This window comes from Roseomonas sp. FDAARGOS_362 (assembly GCF_002754815.1).
Classification (GTDB): Bacteria; Pseudomonadota; Alphaproteobacteria; order Acetobacterales; family Acetobacteraceae; genus Roseomonas; species Roseomonas mucosa.
In genome coordinates this window covers 1,082,501-1,104,052 of record NZ_CP024588.1, presented here as the reverse complement: position 1 = coordinate 1,104,052, position 21,552 = coordinate 1,082,501, and the positions used below count along the sequence as shown (strand labels likewise).

The window sequence follows — 21,552 nt, the reverse complement described above, 5'->3', positions numbered from 1 at the left end:
CGAAAGTTGCTCGGCAAGGTGGGTGGCGGCCCCTCCGCCTCGCGCGGCACCCTGGCGCAGCCCATCAGAACCCCACACAGCAGCGCACCACGCAGAAGGGCTGCGTACCGTTTCAGGGCGATGGGCAGGGGCTTGGCTCTCGAGACACGACAGACCCCAGGCTAGCAACGTTCCTGAAGGAAAACAACCTTGGGTTGTTTTTTCGTCTCAATCCTTCCCCGCCATCAGCATGTAGTTCACCCCGACATCCCGCGTCGCGCGCCAGCGGCGGCTGAGCGGATCGAAGCCCATCCCGGAAATATCCTCCACCCGCAGTCCGGCCTCGCGCAGCCCGGCCCCCAGCTCGGCTGGGGTCATGAAGAGCTTCCAGTCATGGGTGCCGCGCGGCAGCAGCCGGAGCACATACTCCGCCCCCAGCTTCGCCATCAGGAAGGCGCGCGGCGTGCGGTTCAGCGTGGACAGGAAGACGGCGCCGCCGGGCCGGGTCAGCCGCGCCAGGGCGCCGAGGAAGGCCGGGCGCTCCTCCGGCGCCACATGCTCAATGACCTCCAGCGAGACCACCGCGTCCCATTCGCCGGAGACTTCCTCCGGCCGCGCGGCGCGGTAGTCGATCTCCAGGCCGGACAGGGCGGCATGGGCGCGCGCCGCCTCCAGCGCCGCCCCGGCGGCGTCGATGCCGGTGACGGCGGCGCCCCGCCGGGCCAGGGCCTCGCTGGCCAGCCCGGCGCCGCAGCCGACATCCAGCACCCGCAGGCCGGACAGGTCCTCGCCCGGCCTTCCGAAGCGCCGCGCCAGCCGCTCCGCCACCCAGCCGCAGCGCAGCGGGTTCATGGCGTGGAGGGGCGCCATGGGGCCGCGCGGGTCCCACCAGCGATCCGCCAGCGCATCGAATTTCGCGATTTCCTCCGCCCTCGCCGTGCCGGACATGCGATTCTCCCAAGGGTGTCGTCGTGCGGACGAGGTTGCAGCCACCCGCAGCGCCCGGTATCTGTCCCGACCTTTCGCGGCGCGCAACCGCCGCCGCTCCTTAGCAGAACCGGAAAACCCCCGGCGCCATGGCCCGTATCGTGATGAAGTTCGGCGGCACCTCCGTCGCCGACCTGGACCGTATCCGCAATGTCGCCCGCCGCGTGAAGCGCGAGGTGGAGGCTGGCAACGAGGTCGCCGTGGTGGTCTCCGCCATGTCGGGCGTGACCAACCAGCTGGTGAAGTACTGCACCGACCTGTCGCCGCTGCACGATGCGCGGGAATACGACGTGGTCGTGGCGACCGGCGAGCAGGTGACCACCGGCCTCACCGCCATCGCCCTGCAGGCGGAGGGCGTCGATGCGCGCTCCTGGCAGGGCTGGCAGGTGCCGGTCCGCACCGACGGCGCGCATGGCAAGGCGCGGGTCGAGGAGATCGACGGCTCGGCGCTGATCGAGCGCATGAAGGCCGGGCAGGTGCCGGTGATCGCGGGCTTCCAGGGCATCGGCCCGCGGGAGCGCATCACCACGCTGGGCCGCGGCGGTTCCGACCTTTCGGCGGTGGCCGTGGCGGCGGCGGTGAAGGCCGACCGCTGCGACATCTACACCGATGTGGACGGCATCTACACCACCGACCCCCGGATCGTGCCGCGCGCCCGCAAGCTGGAGCGCGTGAGCTTCGAGGAGATGCTGGAGCTGGCCTCGGTGGGGGCCAAGGTGTTGCAGACCCGCTCGGTCGAGCTGGCGATGAAGCAGAAGGTTCGGGTGCAGGTCCTGTCCTCCTTCGAGGACAAGCCGGGCTCCCTGGTGGTGGACGAGGACGAGATCGTGGAACAGCCCGTTGTGACCGGCGTCGCCTATTCGCGCGACGAGGCGAAGATCACCCTGCGCCGCCTGCCGGACAAGCCCGGCATCGCGGCCCATGTCTTCGGCCCGCTTTCGGCGGCCAATGTGAACGTGGACATGATCGTCCAGAACCTGGGCGCCGACGGCACCACGGACATGACCTTCACGGTGGGCAAGACCGACCTGCCGCGTGCCCGGGAGACGCTGGAGAACGCCCGGTCCTCGATCGGCTTCGACGCCATTCTGACCGATCCGGAGGTCGCCAAGATCTCCATCGTGGGCATCGGCATGCGCTCCCATGCCGGGGTCGCGGCCACGATGTTCAACACGCTGGCCGAAAAGGGCATCAACATCCAGGTCATCTCCACCTCGGAGATCAAGACCTCGGTGCTCATCGGCGTGGAATACACCGAACTGGCGGTGCGCGCCCTGCACACGGCCTATGGCCTCGACGCGCCGGCCGGGAAGGCTTCCGCCTGATGCTCGCCCCGTCCCCCGCCGTTCCGCCGGCCACCGAGGGCCCCGATCCTGCCGCCCTCGCCGAACTCGACCGGCTGATGGCGCGCGGGGCGGGCTTCCTGGGCTCCCACTGGGCGATCCTGGGCGGCGCCATGTCCTGGGTCAGCGAGCGGCACCTGGTGGCGGCGCTGAGCGAGGCCGGGGCCTTCGGCGTGCTGGCCTGCGGCGCCATGGAGCCGCCGCGCCTGGCCGAGGAGATCGCCGCGACCCAGGCGCTGACGGACAAGCCCTTCGGCGTGAACCTGATCACCATGCATCCCCGGCTGGAGGATCTGGTGCAGGTCTGCCTGGACGCGAAGGTGGGCCATATCGTCTTCGCCGGCGGCATCCCCCCCGGTCCCGCGATCCGCAAGGCCAAGGATGCCGGCGCCCGGGTGATCTGCTTTGCCCCCGCCCTGGCCCTGGCGAAGAAGCTGGTCCGTTCTGGCGCGGATGCGCTGGTGATCGAGGGCTCCGAGGCCGGCGGGCATATCGGCCCGGTCAGCCTGAACGTCCTGGCGCAGGAGATCCTGCCCCATGTCCGCGACGTGCCGGTCTTCGTGGCCGGCGGCATCGGGCGGGGCGAGGCGATCCTGTCCTATCTGGAGATGGGCGCCGCCGGGGCGCAGATCGGCACCCGCTTCGTCTGTGCCAGCGAATGCGTCGCGCACCCGAACTTCAAGCGCGCCTTCATCCGCGGCGCGGCGCGCGACGCGCTGCCGACCGTGCAGCTTGACGAGAGCTTTCCCGTGATCCCCGTCCGCGCCCTGCAGAACGCGGGCACGAAGCGGTTCCTGGAGCACCAGGCGGAGGTGATCCGCCGCTTCCGGGCCGGGGAGCTGACGAAGGAGGCCGCGCAGCTCGACATCGAGCATTTCTGGGCCGGGGCGCTGCGCCGGGCGGTGGTCGATGGCGACGTGGAGAACGGCTCCCTGATGGCCGGCCAGTCGGTCGGCATGGTCCTGCGCGAGGAGCCGGTGACGGCCATCCTGGCCGAGATCGTGGCACAGGCGGCCGCCGCGATCGCGGCGCGCGGCCTGCCCGCCCGCGAAACCCCGGGGGGGATGGGGGGGTTTGCTCCGCCGCAAGCTGCGGGATAGGGTCGTTTCTTGCCCGATGACATGACGCCGATGGCCAGAACAGTGGAATCGACCGCCCTCGATACCTCCGGGGTGGGAGCAGAGCTTCGTGACGCCCGCCTGGCGATCGGCGCGTCGATCGAGGACATGTCCGAGCACCTCCGCATCAGCCGCCGCTACCTGTCGGCGCTGGAGGAAGGGCGGACCCGGGACCTGCCGGGGCCGACCTATGCACTCGGCTTCGTGCGCTCCTATGCCCAGTCCCTGGGCCTGGACGCGGAGGAGCTGACCCGGCGCTTCCGCGACGGGGCCGGGGCGGCGGCGAAGCAGCGCACCGACCTCGTCTTCCCCGAACCTGTGCCCAAGCGCGGCGTGCCGGCCGGGGCGGTGATCCTGATCGGCGCCGTGCTGGCGATCGGCAGCTACGTGGCCTGGTGGCAGTGGAGCGGCTCCGGCGACCGGAGCCTGGACCGTGTCGAGGCGCCGCCGCGCCGGTTGGAGGAGGCCGCCGGAACGGCGCCCCGCCCCGCCGCGCCCGTGCTGCCGCCGACCCTGGGACAGGTGGTGCCCGCCTCGCCGCCCTCCACGGCGGGCGGCCATACGCCGGTCCCGAATCCGGCGCCCGGTTCCACGGCCGGTCCGGCCCCGGGAACGGCCGCCTCCGTGGCGCCGCCGCCTGCCCGGCCCGCCGCTCCGACGCCCGGTAGCCCGCCCGGTGCCCTTCCCGGGCCAGGGGCCGCTCCGCCGGCCGCTCCCGCCCCGGCGGCGCAGCAGGCCCAGACGGCCGCGCCACGCCCGACGGTGCCGCAGGCCCCGGCTCCGGGCACGCAGCCGCCCCAGGCCGCGAGTGTGCCCGCAACGGGCGAGGCGCCCGCCGCCCCGGTGCCGCCGCCCCTGGCCGCGCCGGTCACGCCCACCGTGCCCAACCAGGCGGATGGCCAGGGCCGCATCGTGCTGCGCGCCGCGCCTGGCCCGGGCGAGGGCTCCTGGGTGCAGATCCGGGCGAAGGGGGCCAGCCGTCCGCTGCTGAGCCGCCTGCTCCGCCCCGGCGAGACCTATACCGTGCCGGCGGGCGAGGGGATGACCCTGACCACCGGCAAGGCCGACGCGCTGGAGATCATCGTGGACGGGCAGACGAGTCCCTTCCTGGCGGGCCGGACCAATGTGGTTCGCGACATCCCGCTGGACCCGGACCGCCTCCGCAACCCGGCCCCGGCGGGCGGCTGACGCCCTCCGGCCGGATTTGCGGCCGGGAAACCGGCCCGGATGAGGCGTGACATTTCGATGAAAGCCGTGCGCCGCCCTCGCCGGTCATGGCCGCCCCGGTCTCCGCGCGCCCCGCCAAGGCTTGGCCCATGCCCTGGCTCCTGCCATATCTTGGCCGTCTGAACTGACTATCCGATCCCTGCCGGCCGTACAGGAATTTCCATGTCCTACCGTCCCTACCAGCAGATCCTGCGCCGCAAGTCCCGCCAGATCCGCGTGGGCAACGTGCTGGTGGGCGGGGATGCGCCGATCTCCGTCCAGACCATGACCAACACACCGACCGAGGATGCCGAGGCGACCATCGCCCAGATCCGCCGGGCGGAGGTCGCGGGGGTGGACATCGTCCGCGTCTCCTGCCCGACGCCGGAGGCGACCGCGGCGCTGCGCGAGATCACCCGCGAAGTGAACGTGCCGGTCGTGGCGGACATCCACTTCCACTACAAGCGCGCCATCGAGGCGGCGCAGAACGGCGCCGCCTGCCTGCGTATCAACCCGGGCAATATCGGCTCGGCCGAGCGGGTGAAGGAGGTCATCCGGGCCGCCCGGGACCATGGCTGCTCCATTCGCATCGGCGTGAATGCCGGCAGCCTGGAGAAGCACCTGCTGGAGAAGTATGGCGAGCCGAACCCGGAGGCGCTGGTGGAAAGCGCGCTGTGGCATGCCGACCACCTGCTGCAGAACGGCTTCGACGAGTTCAAGATCAGCGTGAAGGCGTCCGACGTCTTCCTGGCCGTGGCGGCCTATACCGCCCTGGCCGAGGCTTGCGACCATCCGCTGCATGTCGGCATCACCGAGGCGGGCGGCAAGCGCGCCGGCACGGTGAAGTCCTCCATCGGCATGGGCAACCTGCTCTGGGCCGGGATCGGCGACACGATCCGCGTCTCGCTTTCCGCCGAGCCGGAGGAGGAGGTGCATGTCGGCTGGGAGATGCTGAAGACGCTCGGCCTGCGGCACCGGGGCGTGAAGATCATCTCCTGCCCCTCCTGCGCGCGGCAGGGCTTCAACGTGATCCAGACCGTGGCCACGCTGGAGGAGCGGCTCGCCCATATCGAGGTGCCGATGAGCCTCTCGATCATCGGCTGCGTGGTGAACGGGCCGGGCGAGGCGCTGATGACGGACCTGGGCGTGACCGGCGGCGGCAATGGCCGCCACATGGTCTATGCCGCCGGCAAGACCGACCACACGGTCGATGCGGGCGACATGATCGAGCATATCGTCGAGCTGGTAGAGGCCAAGGCGGCGCAGCTCCTGGCCGAGAAGAAGGCCGAGGCCGAGCGCAACGAGCAGGGCCACGAGGCGCCCCAGGCAGCGGAGTAGCGTCGGCTTAGCCGTTCCGCTCAGGCGGCGCGGTAGGCGCCGTCCCGCAGCACGGGCGCCGTGGCGCTGGCATCCTCCTCCAGCGCCAGGTCCACGTCGCCGGAATAGCCGCGCGACACCAGCTCCTGCCCCGAGGTGCAGAGGCGGATCATCCGGCCCAGCCGGTGCCCCGCCGCGCGCCAGGCATCGCGCGCGACTTCCGCCTCCGGTGAAGCTTCTCCACCCAGGTGCTCGATGATCGCCCCGGCGCCGAGCAGGTCCTCGATCGCCGGGCGCAGCCCGCCATCAGGCCAGAGCTCCCCGGCCGGGATCACCCCCACCGCGCCCGTACCGGCGAGGCGCCGCGCGGCGGCCGCCACCGCCCTGGCATTGCGCAGGCATCCGGCCAGGACCGGGATGCGCCGCCGCGTCCCAGCCGCCGCCACGGAAAGGCGCGAGCCGTTGGGCGAGGGCAGCAGCAGCCGCGTGCCGCGCGGGATGGTAGCGAGGCTGGCGGGGGAGAGGCTGTACTGGCCGCCCGCCGCGTTCCGGGGATGGGCCAGGGTGGCGCCGAGACGGGCCGCCTCCTGCTGTGCCGCCCGCTGGTCCGAGAAGGGGAAGGGATGCACGATCGCCCCGCGCGCCACGGCGATGTCCACGGCGGTGGAGAAGGACAGGACATCGACGATGACCAGCGCCGCGGTCCGCTCATGGAGGGCGAGGAGCCCGGCCATGCCCCATTCGCAGAGAGTGTCCGGCATGGATGTCCCTCGGCACGTCATGTCCAGATCACTGGACTCGGGGCCCGACGTCACACATCACCCGCTGCGGCACCGGCCCTTTCCGGCCTGTCACGGACTGCCAGCCGGCATGTCCATGTCCATCATCTGCTCCAAGTCCTGGGGAGCGCCGCGATCTCCCGCGATTGGCTTTCCTGCTCATCGTGGAGCGTATAGGCCCGGAGCGGCGATACGGCAGGAAGTTGAGCGCCCGGGCTGCGTGGCGTCGTGATCTCGCTGAGGGTTCCATACCAGCCGAGGATATTGCGCGCGTCATCGCATCGTGGCGCGCCCCAGGCGCGCATCCAGTGCCACCTGCCATCGGAGAGCCGGGCCTGGAAATCGACATCATAGACCTTGCCCGTTCTCAGGCACTCCATCCACTGTGCGCGGACTGCGGCGCGCTGCTCGGGATGGACGATATCCAGCCAGCCATGGTTGCGCGTCTGCTCATAGGTCTGGCCGGTCAGATGGAAGATGCGCGGATTTGCGCGTGTCATCTGGCCGTCCGGCGTCGTCATCCAGAAGAGATGGGGGCAGTTGTCCAGGATGAAGCGGAACTGCTCTTCCTGGTCGCGCAGGGCATCCAGGGATATTTTTCTGGTATCGATATCCTCCTTCTGGCCATACCAGCGCAGCACGGTGCCATCAGGCGCCTTCTGCGGGGCGACATAGGAGCGGAACCAGCGATAGCTGCCATCGGGCATCCGGTAACGCAGTTCCTCATCGTAAACGCTCCCGTTGCTGAGGGCACGCCCCCAGGACGCCTTGATCCGGTCGCGATCAGCGGGATGGACTATGTTCGTCCATTTTGTTCCCCGCACATCATCGAGTACCAGGCCCATCATCCTGGCATAGCTTTCGTCGATCGCTTCGATCTGGCCCTGGGCGTCCATCTGCCATGAAAGCCGCGGACTGAGAGTGGCCGCGATGCGGTAATGTTCTTCGCTCTTGCGCAGGGCCTCCTCGGTTTTCTTGTTCTCGGTGATGTCGATGACAATGATCGAGTAACCAAGCAGTTCGCCGACTTCATCGGGAACCCGGTGGATGAAAAGGAGGTGTGTTCCGCCGTCGGGCAGCTTTCTTTCATAAGAACCCGTTTCATAACGGCTGAGGCGGGGTGAGCGGCGGGAGTTCTGCGCGTTCGGAGGGTGTCTGACGTCCTTCGAGGTGGCCCATGTGGACCCCTGCCGCCCGCGCGCAGCTTGCGCGCGGCTCCCAGCCTTATGCAACGTGCCTAACCGATGCCGAGTGGGCCCTGGTCGAGCCCTTCTTGCCAAGCCCTGCAAAGACCGGACGACCCCGGTCCTGGCCGATGCGGCGGGTGGTCGATGCGATCCTCTACGTGCTCCGTACCGGCTGCGCCTGGGCGCATCTGCCCCGCGACTTCCCGCCGCCCGGGACCGTGCACCGTTGGTTCCTGCGCCTCTCGCGCCGGGGCACCTTCGAGCGACTGGCGCACGCCCTCATCATGGCCGACCGCGAGCGGGTCGGCCGAGAGGCCTCACCGACAGCGGCGGTGTTGGACGCCCAATCCGTCCGCTCGGGCGGTGTCGGCGTGAAAGGTGTCCGCGGCTACGATGCCGGGAAGAAGGTGACGGGCCGCAAGCGCCACGCCCTGGTGGACACGGACGGTAGGCTCCTGCTCGCCGCCATCTCGCCCGCCTGCCTGCATGACAGCCGAGGGGGTGCGGCCCTCCTGGCCATGTCGCGCCGCCCTTGGCCGTTCCTGGCCCGCTGCTTCGCCGACCGCGCCTACGCCGGTCCGCGGGTCGCCCGAGCCTCCCCCGTCGCCGTTACCATCATCGGCAGCGCACCCGGCCAGAAAGGCTTCGCCGTGCAACCCAGGCGCTGGGTGGTGGAGAGGTCCTTCGCTTGGTTCGGCCGCTGCCGACGCCTCGCTCGCGATCACGAGGCCACCGTCGGTTCCGCCGTCGCCTTCTTCACCCTCGCCGCCGCCATGATCCTCGTCCGGCGTCTGGCTCAGCCGTTATGAAACGGGGTCTAAGCCGGGGCAGGCAGATTCCGCGCCCAGTAGGAGTGAAGCCAGGCGATCCGGCCCACACCCTCCGGCATCACGTCATTGACTTGGCGTCCGATGACATCGTCGAGCGGCCTGCCGAGATTCCTCGCAAAAACGGGGCTGGCATCCTTGATGACGTAATCCAGCCCCAGGAAACAGATCGACATGTTATCGGAAGCATAGAGCGCGGAAATCTGGTGCGCCCGTTGTTCCAGGGTCAGGTTCGCGGGATCTGTGGCGAAGGCAGCAGAGGCGGGGCCCCGAAGAAGGCCCGGCACCGCATTGGCCGGGACAGGGCGGCTGAACAGATAGCCCTGGGCGTAGCCACACCCGATCTTTTGCAGCAGTTCGGCCTGTTCCAGGGTTTCCACGCCTTCCGCGATCACGGAAAGGTCCAGGCTTTGTCCAAGGCCGACCACCGCTGCCACGATCTTCCGGCTTTCCTTCTGTTCCAGCATGGACCGGACAAAACTCGTATCGATCTTGATTTTGGAGAATGGCAGGGTCCGCAACCAAGTCAGGCTCGAATAGCCGGTGCCGAAATCATCCAGTGAAATGGCGCAGCCCATGGCGATGATCTGTTCCAGGACGCGCCTGGAATTCTTCTCGTCTTCGAGAATGGCTGTTTCGGTGATTTCGATATGCAGCCGTTCCAGGGGGAAGCCGAACTCCTTCGCCAGGCTGGCGATGCGTTCCGGCAGATGGGGATGTTGGAGTTGTGTTGGCGAAAGATTGAAGGCGAGGTAGAAATCCCCATCCCAGTCCTGCGCCGCGGCAAAGGACTGGCGCATGAGTGAATCGAGCAGCTCGTCCAGCATATCGGCCTTTTCGGCATGGAAAACAAAGACGGAAGGTGGAATGTTCCCTTGTTTTTCGTCATGCCAACGGGCCAGAACCTCGAAGCCAACGGTTCTGTTTTCCTCCAGGGAAACAATCGGCTGAAAATAAGGCGTGATGTTGCCGCCGATCAGTGCCGAGGAGAAGGCGATATTGAAACGTGCCTGAGATGTGAACATCAAATCGCTCTTCATGCAATTTTCGTGGGCCACGGCGTTCCACTCGTTACGGGTTTCATCCCGGCCATGAAAGTTCGGGGTGACGGCGTGGCACCGGAATTGTTCTGACCACGAATGCCTGTGGCGGCTGCCCGGTGGTCGGGTCCGCGTGGGGGCGAGGCGGTATTATGCCGAGGCATGCTTCGGGGTGCCGTCGCGGCGGGCTTCATGCCAAAGGCAGCATGCCGTCCTATGGGAGTCATCACGGTACACAACCACGAGTTGCTTTTCAATGTTTGCTTAACTTTAAGGGCGCACGTCCATTTGCGATCCCGGCAAGGAGGTTCCACGACGAGGATTTTCGGTTCCAGCGAGCCTAATCGCCGGTTTCTGTTCAGGACATTCCGGGGGCACTGGATAGTCGGCCTTGAATAACTCGTAAGGCACTGATCTAGCTGTGAGATTTTCCGGGCTCGGCGACCTGGATTTGCAGGGTTCGATTGTTTTCGACGACAAACCCTGCGAATCTTGTGGGCATGAAGCACCGCCCGCGCCCGCCGGAACAGGCCGATCTGCTGCGGCCGCGGCTGGTCGACATGATCGATGGGCGGCACGAACTGGTGCGGCTGGCGGCGCTGATCGACTGGTCCTGGTTCGAGCGGGAATGGGCCGGCTTCTTCCCCGCCGCTGAGGGACGGCCGGCCACGCATCCGCGTCTGGTCGCCGGGCTGATGTACCTCCAGCACGCCCATGGCCTCTCCGACGAGGCGGTGCTCGCGCGCTGGGTGGAGAACCCGTACTTCCAGCACTTCACGGGTGAGACCTTCTTCCAGCACCGTGCGCCCATCCATCCCTCCTCTCTCAGCCGCTGGCGCGGTCGCATCGGTGAGGAAGGTGTCGAGTGGTTGCTGACCAGGACGATCGAGGCGGCTCAGGCTTCGGGAGCTGTGACGTCGAACAGCTTGGCCGAGATCGCAGTGGACACCACAGTGATGGAGAAGGCCATCGCCCATCCGACCGACAGCCGCCTCTATGAGCGGGCCCGCCACTCGCTGGTGACGCTGGCGCACAAGGCCGGGATCGCCCTGCGCCAGAACTACAATCGCCTGGCGCCGCGCCTGGCCGGCCAGGTGGGGCGCTACGCCCACGCCCGGCAGTTCCGCCGCATGCGCAAGGCGTTGCGCACGCTCAAGGGCTACACCGGCCGCATCCTGCGCGATGTTGAACGCAAGCTCGGCGCCGTCCCTGACGGGCCACTGCGGGCGCGCATCGAGCAGCGCATCGCCCTCGTCACCCGCCTGCTGCTCCAGACACCGAAGTCGTCCCGCAAGCTCTACGCCCTGCACGAGCCCGAGGTGGACTGCATCGCCAAGGGCAAGGCGCGGGTGCGCTACGAGTTCGGCACGAAGGTCAGCATCGCCACCACCCTCGCCGGTGGCTTCGTCGTCGGCATGCGCAGCCAGCCCGGCAATCCCTACGACGGCCACACCCTCGCCGACGCCCTCCAGCAGGTCGAGACCCTCACCGGCCAGCGTCCCAGCCTCGCCGTGGTCGATCGCGGCTACCGCGGCCATGGCGTCACGGCAACCAGGGTGCTCGTCAGCGGCACCAGCCGCGGCCTCACGCCCCGCCTGCGCCGGCTGCTCCGCCGCCGCAGCGCCATCGAGCCCGAGATCGGCCACATGAAGACCGATGGCCGCCTCGCCCGCTGCGCCCTCAAGGGCACGCTCGGCGATGCTCTCTACGCCGTCCTCTGCGGCTGCGGCCACAACATCCGCAAGATCCTCGCCCACCTCAGGGCCCTTTTGGCCGCTCTCCTCGCCGCCCTCCGACAGGCAATCCTCACCCCGATCAGCCAAGCCAGCGTCCCGACAGGCCGCACCCTGCTCGCAGGGGCGACAGCCTGAAGACGTTGTTCAAGGCCGACTGGATAACATCAGAGCAGGCCGTTTCACGCTCTCTCTCGCCCAAAGCGGCAAGCGGTGGTAACTGCGCCCGATCATGGCCTCCCAGCTTCAGCCCGCCCGCGGTACGCGCGATCTCATCGGCGAGGATTTCGCCCGGCACCACCATGTCATCGCCACGGCGCATCGCGTCGCGGCGCTCTATGGATTCGAGGAATGGGCGACCCCCATCTTCGAGGATACGCGGGTCTTCTCGCGCTCGCTGGGCGAGACCTCGGATGTCGTCTCCAAGGAGATGTACACCTTCCCGGACCGGGGCGGGGAGAGCCTGACGCTGCGGCCCGAGGGCACGGCCGGGGTGTGCCGGGCGCTGGTCTCCAATGGGCTGACCCAGGGCAACCTGCCGCGCAAGGTCTTCTATGCCGGGCCGATGTTCCGCTACGAGCGGCCGCAGAAGGGCCGCTACCGGCAGTTCCACCAGATCGGCCTGGAGATCCTGGGCGCGGCGGAGCCGCTCTCGGATGCCGAGGCCATTGCCTGCGGCTGGCACATCCAGCAGGAGCTGGGCATCGCCGAGGGCACGGTGCTGGAGATCAACACGCTGGGCGATGCGCCCTCCCGCGAGGCGCACCGGGCGGCGCTGGTGGCCTATTTCACCGAGCGGAAGGGGAGCCTTTCCGCCGACAGCCTGGTGCGGCTGGAAAAGAACCCCCTGCGTATCCTGGACAGCAAGGACCCGGGCGACAAGGCGCTGGTGGCGGACGCACCCTCGATCCACGACCACCTGACCGAGGCGGCGCGGGCGCATTACGAGGCGGTGCGGCGTTACCTGGACGGGTTCGGCGTGCCCTACCGGGTCAATCCGCACATCGTGCGGGGCCTGGACTACTACAGCCACACCGCCTTCGAGTTCGTGACGGAGCGGCTGGGGGCCCAGGGCACGGTGATGGCCGGCGGCCGCTATGACGGGCTGGTCGAGGAGATGGGCGGGCCGCACACCCCCTCGGTCGGCTGGGCGGCGGGGATCGAGCGGCTGTCCATGCTGATGGAGGGCGCCCCCGAGGCGCCGCGCCCGGTGGCGGTGATCCCCGTGGGCGAGGCAGCCGAGGCAGCGGCGATCGCGGCGGTGCAGTCGCTGCGCCGGAGCGGGCTGGTCGCGGAGATCGCCTACAAGGGCAACACCAAGCGCCGCATGGAGCGGGCCAACAGGCTGAAGGCGCGCGCCGCCGTGCTGATCGGCGAGGAGGAGCTGGCGCGCGGCGTGGCGCAGGTGAAGGACCTCGATGCCGGCACGCAGCGGGAGGTGCCGCTGGATGCGCTGGCCGCCGCGCTGCTGGAGGCGGGCGAGGGCTGACCGTGGCGCTTCCGGAGAAGCTGGATCGGCTCCTGTTCCGCGCCGAGGAGATCCGCCACACGCTGAACACCGCCGATGGCGGGCAGATCGGCGCGCTGACCAGGGAGCTTTCGGAACTCGACCCGCTGGTCGAGAAGGTCACCGCCCTGCGCAATGCCGAACGGGCCCGGGACGAGGCCGAGGCGCTGCTGGCCGACCCCGAGATGCGCGAGCTGGCCGAGGCGGAGTACCAGGCGCAGAAGGAGGCCGTGCCGGCGCTGGAGCATGAGATCCGCCTCATGCTGCTGCCGAAGGACGCGGCCGACGAGCGCAGCGCCATCCTGGAGATCCGCCCCGCCGCCGGGGGCGACGAGGCCGGGCTCTTCGCCGCCGAGCTGTTTCGCGCCTACCAGCGCTATGCCGAGTCGCGCCGCTGGCGCTTCGAGGTGCTGGACTACGACGAGAACGAGCTGGGCGGGGTGAAGGGGGCCAGTGCCGAGATCGCGGGGCAGGGGGTCTTCGCCCGGCTGAAGTTCGAATCCGGTGTCCACCGCGTGCAGCGCGTGCCGGCCACGGAGACCCAGGGCCGTATCCACACCTCCACGGTGACGGTGGCGGTGCTGCCGGAGGCCGAGGAGGTGGATGTGCAGATCGACGAGAAGGACCTGCGGATCGACACCTATCGCGCCTCGGGCGCCGGCGGGCAGCACGTGAACAAGACGGACAGCGCCGTCCGCATCACCCACCTGCCCACCGGCGTCGTGGTGGCGATGCAGGAGGAGCGCTCCCAGCACAAGAACCGCGCGAAGGCGATGAAGGTGCTGCGCGCGCGGCTCTACGACGCGCAGCGCACCAGCCTCGACGCCACGCGCACCGATGCCCGGCGCGCCCAGGTCGGCACCGGCGACCGCAGCGAGCGCATCCGCACCTACAACTTCCCCCAGGGGCGGGTGACGGACCACCGCATCGGCCTGACCCTGCACAAGATCGACCGGGTGATGCTGGGCGAGCTCGACGAGCTGATCGATGCCCTGACCGCCGAGGACCAGGCGGCCCGCCTGGCGGCGCAGGGGGAATGAGGGCGGAGGAATGAGCGACTCCTGCGCCGATCCGAAGGGCTCGGTCGGTGCCTTCCTGTGCCGGGCGGGGCAGCATCTGCGCGCCGCCGCCATCCCGCAGCCGCGGATGGAGGCGCGGATGCTGCTGGCCCGTGCCATGGGAGTGACGCAGGAGGCCCTGCTGCGCGACCCGCGCGCCCCGGTGCCGGAGGCGGCCGCCGCGCCTTTCGCGGAAATGCTCCGGCGGCGCCTCGACGGGGCGCCGATGGCCTATCTCACCGGCAGCCAGGGCTTCTGGACGCTGGACCTCGCGACCTCGCCGGACACCCTGATCCCCCGCGCTGATACCGAAACCCTGGTCGAGGCGGCGCTGGAGCTGTTTCCGCAGCGGGCGGCGGTGGGGCGCATCCTCGATTTTGGCACCGGCACCGGGGCGATCCTGCTGGCGGCGCTGGCGGAATTCCCGGCGGCCTTCGGGGTGGGGGTGGACCTGGTGCCGGGGGCGGCGGCGCTGGCGGCGCGGAACGCCCGCCGCAACGCGCTCGGGGATCGATGCGCCTTCCTGGCCGGCTCCTGGGCGGAGGCGCTGGCGGGGCGCTTCGACCTGATCCTGTCCAACCCGCCCTACATCGAAAGCGCGGCCATCGCCGGGCTGATGCCCGAGGTGGCGCGGCACGAGCCCCTTTCCGCCCTGGATGGCGGGCCCGACGGGCTGGTGGCCTATCGTGCCCTGGCAGGCTGCCTGCTGCGGCTGCTGGCGCCGGAAGGCCGGGCCGTGCTCGAACTCGGGCAGGGGCAGGAACCGGCGGTCGCGGCGCTGATGCGCGATGCGGGGCTGCGGGTGCCGGGGGCGAGGCAGGACCTGGGCGGTATCGCCCGTGCCCTGATCGTGGCCCCTTGACCACGGCCCTGGAAAACGCGGGCGGGCCTGCCTATCTATGCGGCAACTGGCATCGTTTCCCGCGCGGCGCATGGCACCTTTGCCATGCCGGGTGCCGGTCGCCCGCCATGGCCCTGAAAAAAGGGTTGGCGCGGCCGAATGGCGCCGCTAGGTTGCCCTGGCGGACCCTGCGGACCTCAAGAGGCGTAAGCAGGTTGTCACGTTCGGCGCTTCAGGTGGCAAATCCACCAGCCGGCGTGCCGCGTGGGAAGAGAACCACCATCGCTAGTCCAGCCGGCGGAGCACGAAGATGCCCCCGGCCGGCTGCAGCATGAGAGTGCGAACACGACACCCATGAATATGAAGCGCATGCGCGGCCGTGGCGGCCACCGTCATGGCGGCGGCGGCCAACAGGGCGGAGGCGGCGGCGGCGGTTTCCGCCAAAGCGGCCAGCAGCCGATGAACCGGAACCACGTGTTCGACTCTTCCGGACCGGATATGCGAATGCGGGGCACCGCACAGCAGCTTTTCGAGAAGTATCTCCAGCTCGGCCGCGACGCGACCGGCTCCGGCGACCGCGTGATGGCGGAGAGCTATTTCCAGCACGCCGAGCACTACTTCCGCATCCTGAACGCCATGACCCAGGCGCAGCAGCAGAACCAGCCGGGCGAGCGCCAGGGTGGCGACCGCCAGAACGCGGAACGCCAGAACGGTGAGCGCAATGGCGACCGGCGCCGCTGGCAGAACAATGCCGGGCCCGACGACCAGGGCCACGGCGGCGAGCCGGGCGAGGGCGAGGAACAGGGCCTCAACGGCCATTCCGACAGCGACGACGCCTCGGACGAGCCGCGCCACCCCATCCAGTGACGGCCGCGCGGTGACGCCGGTCCTGTAATGCCTGCCCGGTAACGGCCCGGTCCGTCCGGACTGGGCGCCCCGGCTGCCCGTCACTCCGATCCGGCCCGCCCCTACGGGCAGGCCGGGCTACGAGGCCGCGCGCCTCAGGTGATGACCGCCACCTCGACATGGCCGCGCCGGCCCAGGACGTTCAGCGACACGCTGCCGTCGGTCCCGTGGCGGCGCAGCCGGACATCGACGCTGGCGTCATTCAGCGTCAGGTTGTCGATGCGCAGCTCCTCCAGCCAGGGCGGCAGGACCGGGTGCACGAAGCGGATCACCCGCATCTCCGGCCGGAAGGAGATCCCCAGCATGGCGCCGATCACCGCGAAGGCGCTGGCGGCGGCCCAGGCCTGCGGCAGGCAGGCGACGGGATAGGCGGTCGGCCCCTCGGCATCGATGCGCGGGAAGCCGCAGAAGAGTTCCGGCAGGCGCTTCATGTCCACGGCCAGCGCCGTGTCGAAGAGGCCGCTGGCGATCCGCTCCAGGGCCTCGTTCATGCCGTAGCGCTTCAGCCCCATGGCGATCAGCCCATTGTCGTGCGGCCAGACGCTGCCGTTGTGATAGGACATCGGGTTGTAGCGGGCCTCGCCCTCCGGGATGGTGCGGATGCCCCAGCCGCAGAAGGATCGCGGGTCGAGCAGGGTCTCGGCGAGCTGCGCCGCCCGTTCGGGCAGGGCGAGGCCGGTCAGCAGGGCATGGCCCGCATTGCTGTTGCGGACGCGGCAGGGACGGTTCTCGCCGTCCAGCGCCAAGGCATAGGTTCCCAGTTCCTCGCACCAGAAGAGACGGTCCACGGTTTCCCGCAAGGCGCCGGCCCGCACCAGCCAGCCCCCCGCGGCCTCCTCCTCCACACCCAGCAGGCCGGCCAGCTGCGCCGCTCCGCGCCAGGCGGCCTCGGCATAGGCCTGCACCTCGATCAGCGCGATCGGCGCATCGGCGAGGCGGCCGTCGGCGTGGAAGACGCTGTCGAAACTGTCCTTCCAGCCCTGGTTGACCAGCCCGTTCACCGAGCGCCGGTCATAGCGCAGCAGCCCGTCCTCGCCCGACCCGCCATGCGCCTTCATCCAGCCCAGGGCCCGGACGACGGCTGGCCAGATCTCGCGGATCGTCGCGAGGTCGCCGCTGCGCTCCGCATAGGCGGCGGCGAGCACCACGAAGAGCGGCGTGGAATCGACCGAGCCGTAGTACTGGCCGAAGGGGACCTCTCCCAGCGCTGCCATCTCGCCGCGGCGCATCTCGTGCAGGATCTTGCCCGGCTCGGCGTCCCGCTTCGGGTCCAGCGTCTCCGCCTGGTGCGCCGCCAGGAAGCGCAGCGTCCCGCGCGCCAGGAAGGGGTCCACCCAGAGGCATTGCAGCGCCGAGATCAGGCTGTCCCGCCCGAAGGGGCAGGAGAACCATGGGATGCCAGCATAGGGGAAGGGGCCCTGGGGCATGCTGGTGGTGAGCATGGCCAGGTCCGCCTGGGAGCGGTGGACCCAGTCGTTGAAGGCGGCGTTGGAGGTATGGACCATGGCACGCTCCTCCACCCGGCGCATGGTCCAGCGACGCAGGTCGTCCAGCAGCATGTCGAAATCCGGCACCGGCTCCGGTGCCCGGTCGCTGCGGAGGCAGCGGATGGTCACGCTGAGATGCCAGGACTCGCCGGGCTCCAGAGCGAGTAGCCAGATGCTCTCGCGGCCCTGGTGGCGGGCCGGCCGGGGCTCGAAGGTCAGTTCGGTCTGGCGGGTGACGCCGTCCAGCCCGGTATAGCCCAGGCGTATCCCGGCTCCGGTCTTCGCCACGGCATGCCTTTCGCCCCGCCGGGCGCGCTTCATGCCGCGCACCTCGAAGATGTCGGCGAAATCAGCGGAATGGGTGAGCGAGATCTCGAAGCTCAGCGGCTTGTCGCCGAAATTCTCGACATAAAGCCGTTCCTGCACCACGCCCGGGCCCAGGACCATCTTCCGTTGCAGATGTAGCGTGTCCCGCTTCAGCACCGTCCCGTCGGTCAGGTGCAGGTCGGGATTGGTCATGTTGATGGAGAGCAGCGCGTTGTCCTGGCTCACCGCCGAGGAGAGCAGCAGCGGCCGGATGCCGCCCAGGCGTAGCGACATGCGCGACAGGTGGCGGGCATCGTCGTGGAACAGGCCCTCCGCCGTGTTCCCGATCGCCTGGGCATCGCCGTAGTGGTCCAGAACCAGGAAGGTGTCGCCGCATTTGAGCGTCCGGGGCCGGTAGAGGCTCAGGGCCGTGGCGGCGGTGGCGGCGATCGCCCATTCCCCTTCCGTGTTGACGACGGATGGCGCCGGCGAGTCGTTCATGCTGTCTCTGCCCCTGTTGCTGTCTGCGGAAGCGCCGTTCCGGAGCCAGGCCCGGCCACGCCCCGGCAGAGGGACGCCGCACGGGACGCAGCCCGAGTTTCCTCGGCCCGGAGGCCGCGGAAACACCGTGGAGGAACGGAAAAGGCAGTCCGACCCCACCGGACTGCCTCAACTTCCGCTTGCGGGGCGGAGTTTCCCGGAAGCGGCCGGCGCCTGTCCAGGGGGACATGCGCCGATCCGCAAGCGTATCAGACGGCCCGGAGCACCGCCGGGCGCTGCTGGGCGATCATGCCGTGGTAGAGGGCAAGATGGTCCTCCGCCATGCGCCGGGCGGTGAAGCGCTCCTCGAAGCAGGCGCGGACCTTGTGGCGGCTCAGTTCGCCCAGGCGCTTCACGGCGGCCACGGCGTTCACCTCGTCATGGACGATGAAGCCGGAACGGCCGGGATCGATCACCTCCGGCACGGAGCCGTGGCTGAAGGCGATCACCGGGGTGCCGCAGGACATCGCCTCGATCATCACCAGGCCGAAGGGCTCGGGCCAGCAGATCGGCATCAGCAGGGCGCGGGCCTTGCCGAGGAAGGCGGCCTTCTCCTGCTCGTTGATCTCGCCGATGAACTCGACGCCCGGGCCGTCCAGCATCGGACGGATAACCTCGTCGAAATAGTCCCTGTCGGCGCGGTCCACCTTGGCGGCGATCTTCAGCGGGATGCCGGCGGCACGCGCGATCCGGATCGCGGCGTCCGGACCCTTCTCCGGCGAGATGCGGCCGAGGAAGGCGAGATAGCCGCCTTCGCCCTGGCCCATCGGCAGCAGGTCCTTCGGCAGGCCGTGCAGGATGGTGCCGGCCCAGTTCACGTTCTTCAGCGGGCGGCGCTGCGAATCGGAGATCGAGATGAAGGGCGCGCGGGGGTAGGCGTCCATCAGCGGCTGCAGCTCCTTGAGGTCGAGCCGGCCGTGGAAGGTGGTGACATAGGGCGTGTCCCGCTCCCGCATCACGGGGAGCTGGAAATGGTCGATGTGGAAATGCACGATGTCGAACTGGTCGAGCATGTCCACCACGCGCGTCACCGCCAGCACATGCGGCGAGACCGGGTCGCGCGACTCCGGGTCCAGGCGCAGGGCCACCGGCACGACCGCTTCCAGATTGGCGCTGGTGATGCTGTCGCCGGAGGCGAAGAGGGTCACCTCGTGCCCCATCGCGACCAGTTCTTCCGTCAGGTAGGAGACGATACGCTCGGTTCCCCCGTACAGCTTGGGGGGCACGGCCTCGGCCAGCGGGGCCACCTGGGCGATACGCATTCTCGAAGTCTCTCCTCGTTACGGACCGGTACAGGACAGGGCCGCTGGCGAGGTTCGGAAGCCGCCACGGGCCGGGCTGGCCTCAGACTCCGGGCGGTCATTTCGCATAAGCGAAGAACCGTCCGCCGGGTTTCGTCCTGCACGATGGTGCCGTGCAACAAGACGCAGTTGCACCTCGTCTCTGGACGCCATCAGGGCCGCATTGCGGCGTTTTCGTGGCGGCCCGGGAACGGATCGGGAAGCGGATCGGTTCCGGGGCGCGCCGGCCGGGCGCCACGGGAGGCCGGTCTTCCCGCCAGGCGAGGCTAGGTCCCGGGACGGGGCAGCCGACCGGAACCGGCACCGTGGCCCATCCCCTTGATCCCCATGGGTTCGCGGCGCGGCGAGGGGAGGGCGGTTCAGACCGGCTCCAGGGAATCGCCCACGGCCACCCGGCCACCTTCCAGCACGGCGGCATGCACGCCCAGATCCGCATGGCCGAAATGTTCCCGCAGCAGGCGCGGCACGTCGCAGTCCCGCTCGCCGGTCTCCAGGTCCACCTGGGTCGCCGGGCAGCGCACCGTGCGCTTGAAGATCTCCAGCCGCGCGCCGCCGAGCAGGACCTCCTGCCCCAGCCAGCCGAACTCGGCCCAGGCGGGCAGGCCGGAGAAATAGATGTTGGCGCGGAAACGCAGCGGGTCGAGCTGCCGGCCGATTGCCTGTTCCAGCGCCCGCAGGCTGGCGAGGTTGATCAGGGAGATGCCCTTGCGCTTCTGGTCGGTGAAGGCGTGGCCCGGCGCCTCGACGAACCGGAGCTGGCCGCGCGCCTCCGTGCCCAGGAACCGGGTGATGAAATCGGCAATGGCGGCGCGGCCTTCCGCGCTGTGCGTCGAGGCGGCGAGTCGGCCCTCGCCTGCCGCCCCGCCCTGAGGACCACGGATCACGAGGAGGCCGGAGCGGGAATCGAAGGCGCTGTGCAGCAGGGCCACCCGGGCATTGGCCATCAGGCAGGCGAAGTTCTGCTTGGGCAGGAAGCGCGGCGCCGATTCGTCGAAGGGCGCGTCCCCCTGCGCCAGGGCGAAGCGGCGATCATGCGGGATGACCTCGCCCTCCGCGAGCATGATCTCCTCCAGGCTCTCGGCGCTCAGCCCTTTGACCGGGTAGCGATAGAGATGTTCGATGCGCATGACGGCTAACCTCTTGAACTCCCTCTTCGAGCGTTACCACATCGGAGGCAGCAGCGGCGCCCCCATTGCCTGATAGGGATGGAGGTGCCGGTCGCCTCAAAGGAGGGGCCATAACAGATGGATATCGAGAAGCTTACCGAACGCGCCCGCGGCTTCCTGCAGGCCGCGCAGACCATCGCGATCCGGGAATTCCACCAGCAGATCACCCCGCAGCACCTGCTCAAGGCACTGCTAGACGACGAGGAAGGCGCGGCTGCCGGGCTGATCCGTGCCGCCGGCGCCGATCCCGTTGCCGCCAAGCGGGAGGTGGATGCCGAGGTGGCGCGTCTGCCCGTGGTGAAGGGCAGCGGCGCCGGCCAGCCGCAGGTGACGCCGGAGCTGATGCGGGTGCTGGACGCCGCGCAGCAGCAGGCAACCAAGGCGGGCGACGCCTATGTGGCGCAGGACCGGCTGCTGGTCGCCCTGGCCGGCAGCGACACCGCCGCCGGGCGGGCGCTGAAGCAGGCAGGCGTGACGGTCAAGGCGCTGGAGGCCGCGGTGACGCAGGTCCGCAAGGGCCGCACCGTGGACAGCCCGAGCGCCGAGCAGAATTTCGACGCGCTGAAAAAGTACGCGCGCGACCTGACCGCCGCCGCGCGGGAAGGCAAGCTCGACCCGGTGATCGGGCGCGACGAGGAGATCCGCCGCTCGATCCAGGTGCTGGCGCGGCGGACAAAGAACAATCCGGTGCTGATCGGCGAGCCGGGCGTCGGCAAGACGGCGATCGTCGAGGGACTGGCGCTGCGCATCGTCAACGGCGACGTGCCGGAGGCGCTGAAGAACAAGCAGGTGCTGGCGCTCGACCTGGGTTCGCTGGTGGCCGGTGCCAAGTATCGCGGCGAGTTCGAGGAGCGGCTGAAGGCCGTGCTCTCGGAGATCGAGGCCGCGGCGGGCGAGGTCATCCTCTTCATCGACGAGATGCAC

Annotated in this window: 18 protein-coding genes (1 of these 18 running past the window's edge); 11 read left to right on the top strand and 7 right to left on the bottom strand. The window is 69.5% G+C overall.

Translation table 11 applies throughout. The features are described 5' to 3' along the window. Window positions 1–207: 207 nt before the first annotated feature. Window positions 208–927, bottom strand: a complete 720-nt coding sequence (gene ubiG / locus CTJ15_RS09985) for a bifunctional 2-polyprenyl-6-hydroxyphenol methylase/3-demethylubiquinol 3-O-methyltransferase UbiG (protein ID WP_099781530.1) — start codon at window positions 925–927, stop codon at window positions 208–210. 128 nt (window positions 928–1,055) lie between these two features. On the opposite strand from ubiG, the gene CTJ15_RS09980 reads away from it, so the two are divergent. From CTJ15_RS09980 to ispG, 4 genes are all read left to right on the top strand, one after another. Further along, window positions 1,056–2,291: an aspartate kinase gene (locus tag CTJ15_RS09980; RefSeq protein ID WP_019461168.1), complete on the top strand. Its 1,236-nt coding sequence runs from the start codon at window positions 1,056–1,058 to the stop codon at window positions 2,289–2,291. Then, window positions 2,291–3,409, top strand: a complete 1,119-nt coding sequence (locus tag CTJ15_RS09975) for a nitronate monooxygenase family protein (protein ID WP_075823369.1) — start codon at window positions 2,291–2,293, stop codon at window positions 3,407–3,409. Before CTJ15_RS09980 ends, CTJ15_RS09975 begins: the two co-directional genes overlap by 1 nt. Window positions 3,410–3,439: 30 nt before the next feature. After that, a complete protein-coding gene (locus CTJ15_RS09970) occupies window positions 3,440–4,615 on the top strand; it encodes a helix-turn-helix domain-containing protein (RefSeq protein ID WP_193009664.1) in 1,176 nt (391 codons plus the stop codon). A gap of 201 nt (window positions 4,616–4,816) precedes the next feature. Further along, on the top strand, window positions 4,817–5,971 hold the full coding sequence (gene ispG / locus CTJ15_RS09965; protein ID WP_075821968.1) for a flavodoxin-dependent (E)-4-hydroxy-3-methylbut-2-enyl-diphosphate synthase: 1,155 nt from the start codon (window positions 4,817–4,819) through the stop codon (window positions 5,969–5,971). Window positions 5,972–5,991: 20 nt separating this feature from the next. Here the strand turns inward: ispG and CTJ15_RS09960 are convergent, their stop codons facing one another. Both CTJ15_RS09960 and CTJ15_RS23945 read right to left on the bottom strand, forming a co-directional pair. Then, the gene (locus tag CTJ15_RS09960; protein ID WP_075821969.1) at window positions 5,992–6,711 is read right to left on the bottom strand and encodes a 2-phosphosulfolactate phosphatase; all 720 of its coding nucleotides are present in this window, start codon (window positions 6,709–6,711) and stop codon (window positions 5,992–5,994) included. Window positions 6,712–6,833: 122 nt separating this feature from the next. Then, window positions 6,834–7,961 (bottom strand): PAS domain S-box protein, encoded by a 1,128-nt coding sequence (locus CTJ15_RS23945; protein WP_193009663.1) that lies wholly within the window; start codon window positions 7,959–7,961, stop codon window positions 6,834–6,836. On the opposite strand from CTJ15_RS23945, the gene CTJ15_RS09945 reads away from it, so the two are divergent. Further along, window positions 7,907–8,725: an IS5 family transposase gene (locus CTJ15_RS09945; RefSeq protein WP_099780839.1), complete on the top strand. Its 819-nt coding sequence runs from the start codon at window positions 7,907–7,909 to the stop codon at window positions 8,723–8,725. The genes CTJ15_RS23945 and CTJ15_RS09945 overlap by 55 nt on opposite strands. Window positions 8,726–8,733: 8 nt before the next feature. On the opposite strand, the gene CTJ15_RS09940 is transcribed toward CTJ15_RS09945, so the two are convergent. After that, entirely contained in the window at window positions 8,734–9,783 is a 1,050-nt protein-coding gene (locus CTJ15_RS09940; protein ID WP_099781527.1) for an EAL domain-containing protein, read from the bottom strand. A 500-nt stretch (window positions 9,784–10,283) separates the two neighbouring features. On the opposite strand from CTJ15_RS09940, the gene CTJ15_RS09935 reads away from it, so the two are divergent. The 5 genes from CTJ15_RS09935 (at window position 10,284) to CTJ15_RS25325 (ending at window position 15,789) form a co-directional block, all read left to right on the top strand. Then, window positions 10,284–11,654: an IS5 family transposase gene (locus CTJ15_RS09935; protein ID WP_226945876.1), complete on the top strand. Its 1,371-nt coding sequence runs from the start codon at window positions 10,284–10,286 to the stop codon at window positions 11,652–11,654. Window positions 11,655–11,748: 94 nt separating this feature from the next. After that, window positions 11,749–13,005, top strand: a complete 1,257-nt coding sequence (gene hisS / locus CTJ15_RS09930; RefSeq protein ID WP_019462974.1) for a histidine--tRNA ligase — start codon at window positions 11,749–11,751, stop codon at window positions 13,003–13,005. A gap of 2 nt (window positions 13,006–13,007) precedes the next feature. Beyond that, entirely contained in the window at window positions 13,008–14,063 is a 1,056-nt protein-coding gene (gene prfA, locus CTJ15_RS09925) for a peptide chain release factor 1 (RefSeq protein WP_019462975.1), read from the top strand. Window positions 14,064–14,073: 10 nt separating this feature from the next. Continuing rightward, window positions 14,074–14,943: a peptide chain release factor N(5)-glutamine methyltransferase gene (prmC, locus tag CTJ15_RS09920; RefSeq protein WP_075821970.1), complete on the top strand. Its 870-nt coding sequence runs from the start codon at window positions 14,074–14,076 to the stop codon at window positions 14,941–14,943. A 333-nt stretch (window positions 14,944–15,276) separates the two neighbouring features. Continuing rightward, window positions 15,277–15,789, top strand: a complete 513-nt coding sequence (locus CTJ15_RS25325) for a DUF4167 domain-containing protein (RefSeq protein ID WP_058390288.1) — start codon at window positions 15,277–15,279, stop codon at window positions 15,787–15,789. A 134-nt stretch (window positions 15,790–15,923) separates the two neighbouring features. Here the strand turns inward: CTJ15_RS25325 and CTJ15_RS09910 are convergent, their stop codons facing one another. From CTJ15_RS09910 to CTJ15_RS09900, 3 genes are all read right to left on the bottom strand, one after another. Next, on the bottom strand, window positions 15,924–18,122 hold the full coding sequence (locus CTJ15_RS09910; RefSeq protein ID WP_099781526.1) for an amylo-alpha-1,6-glucosidase: 2,199 nt from the start codon (window positions 18,120–18,122) through the stop codon (window positions 15,924–15,926). A 248-nt stretch (window positions 18,123–18,370) separates the two neighbouring features. After that, window positions 18,371–19,423 carry a glycosyltransferase family 4 protein gene (locus tag CTJ15_RS09905; RefSeq protein WP_019462980.1) on the bottom strand — a complete coding sequence of 351 codons (1,053 nt, stop codon included), beginning with the start codon at window positions 19,421–19,423 and terminating at the stop codon, window positions 18,371–18,373. A gap of 398 nt (window positions 19,424–19,821) precedes the next feature. Beyond that, a complete protein-coding gene (locus CTJ15_RS09900) occupies window positions 19,822–20,589 on the bottom strand; it encodes an MOSC domain-containing protein (RefSeq protein WP_075821972.1) in 768 nt (255 codons plus the stop codon). A 117-nt stretch (window positions 20,590–20,706) separates the two neighbouring features. Here CTJ15_RS09900 and clpB point away from each other — a divergent pair, with 117 nt between their 5' ends. After that, on the top strand, window positions 20,707–21,552 hold the 5' end (the start) of the coding sequence (clpB, locus tag CTJ15_RS09895; RefSeq protein WP_075821973.1) for an ATP-dependent chaperone ClpB. 1,752 nt of this gene lie beyond the right edge of the window; the window shows 846 of its 2,598 coding nt (coding positions 1–846); its start codon is at window positions 20,707–20,709; its stop codon lies beyond the right edge, outside the window.

Bases quoted from the DNA above. Each gene is read 5' to 3' on its own strand.
- CTJ15_RS09975 (WP_075823369.1), top strand. From the start codon at position 2,291: ATGCTCGCCCCGTCCCCCGCCGTTCCGCCGGCCACCGAGGGCCCCGAT.
- CTJ15_RS09905 (WP_019462980.1), bottom strand. From the start codon at position 19,423: ATGCGTATCGCCCAGGTGGCCCCGCTGGCCGAGGCCGTGCCCCCCAAG.
- CTJ15_RS09945 (WP_099780839.1), top strand. From the start codon at position 7,907: ATGTGGACCCCTGCCGCCCGCGCGCAGCTTGCGCGCGGCTCCCAGCCT.
- CTJ15_RS09910 (WP_099781526.1), bottom strand. From the start codon at position 18,122: ATGAACGACTCGCCGGCGCCATCCGTCGTCAACACGGAAGGGGAATGG.
- CTJ15_RS25325 (WP_058390288.1), top strand. From the start codon at position 15,277: ATGAATATGAAGCGCATGCGCGGCCGTGGCGGCCACCGTCATGGCGGC.
- prmC (WP_075821970.1), top strand. From the start codon at position 14,074: ATGAGCGACTCCTGCGCCGATCCGAAGGGCTCGGTCGGTGCCTTCCTG.
- ispG (WP_075821968.1), top strand. From the start codon at position 4,817: ATGTCCTACCGTCCCTACCAGCAGATCCTGCGCCGCAAGTCCCGCCAG.
- CTJ15_RS09970 (WP_193009664.1), top strand. From the start codon at position 3,440: ATGGCCAGAACAGTGGAATCGACCGCCCTCGATACCTCCGGGGTGGGA.
- CTJ15_RS09935 (WP_226945876.1), top strand. From the start codon at position 10,284: ATGAAGCACCGCCCGCGCCCGCCGGAACAGGCCGATCTGCTGCGGCCG.
- ubiG (WP_099781530.1), bottom strand. From the start codon at position 927: ATGTCCGGCACGGCGAGGGCGGAGGAAATCGCGAAATTCGATGCGCTG.
- CTJ15_RS09940 (WP_099781527.1), bottom strand. From the start codon at position 9,783: ATGAAGAGCGATTTGATGTTCACATCTCAGGCACGTTTCAATATCGCC.
- CTJ15_RS09960 (WP_075821969.1), bottom strand. From the start codon at position 6,711: ATGCCGGACACTCTCTGCGAATGGGGCATGGCCGGGCTCCTCGCCCTC.
- CTJ15_RS09980 (WP_019461168.1), top strand. From the start codon at position 1,056: ATGGCCCGTATCGTGATGAAGTTCGGCGGCACCTCCGTCGCCGACCTG.
- CTJ15_RS09900 (WP_075821972.1), bottom strand. From the start codon at position 20,589: ATGCGCATCGAACATCTCTATCGCTACCCGGTCAAAGGGCTGAGCGCC.
- hisS (WP_019462974.1), top strand. From the start codon at position 11,749: ATGGCCTCCCAGCTTCAGCCCGCCCGCGGTACGCGCGATCTCATCGGC.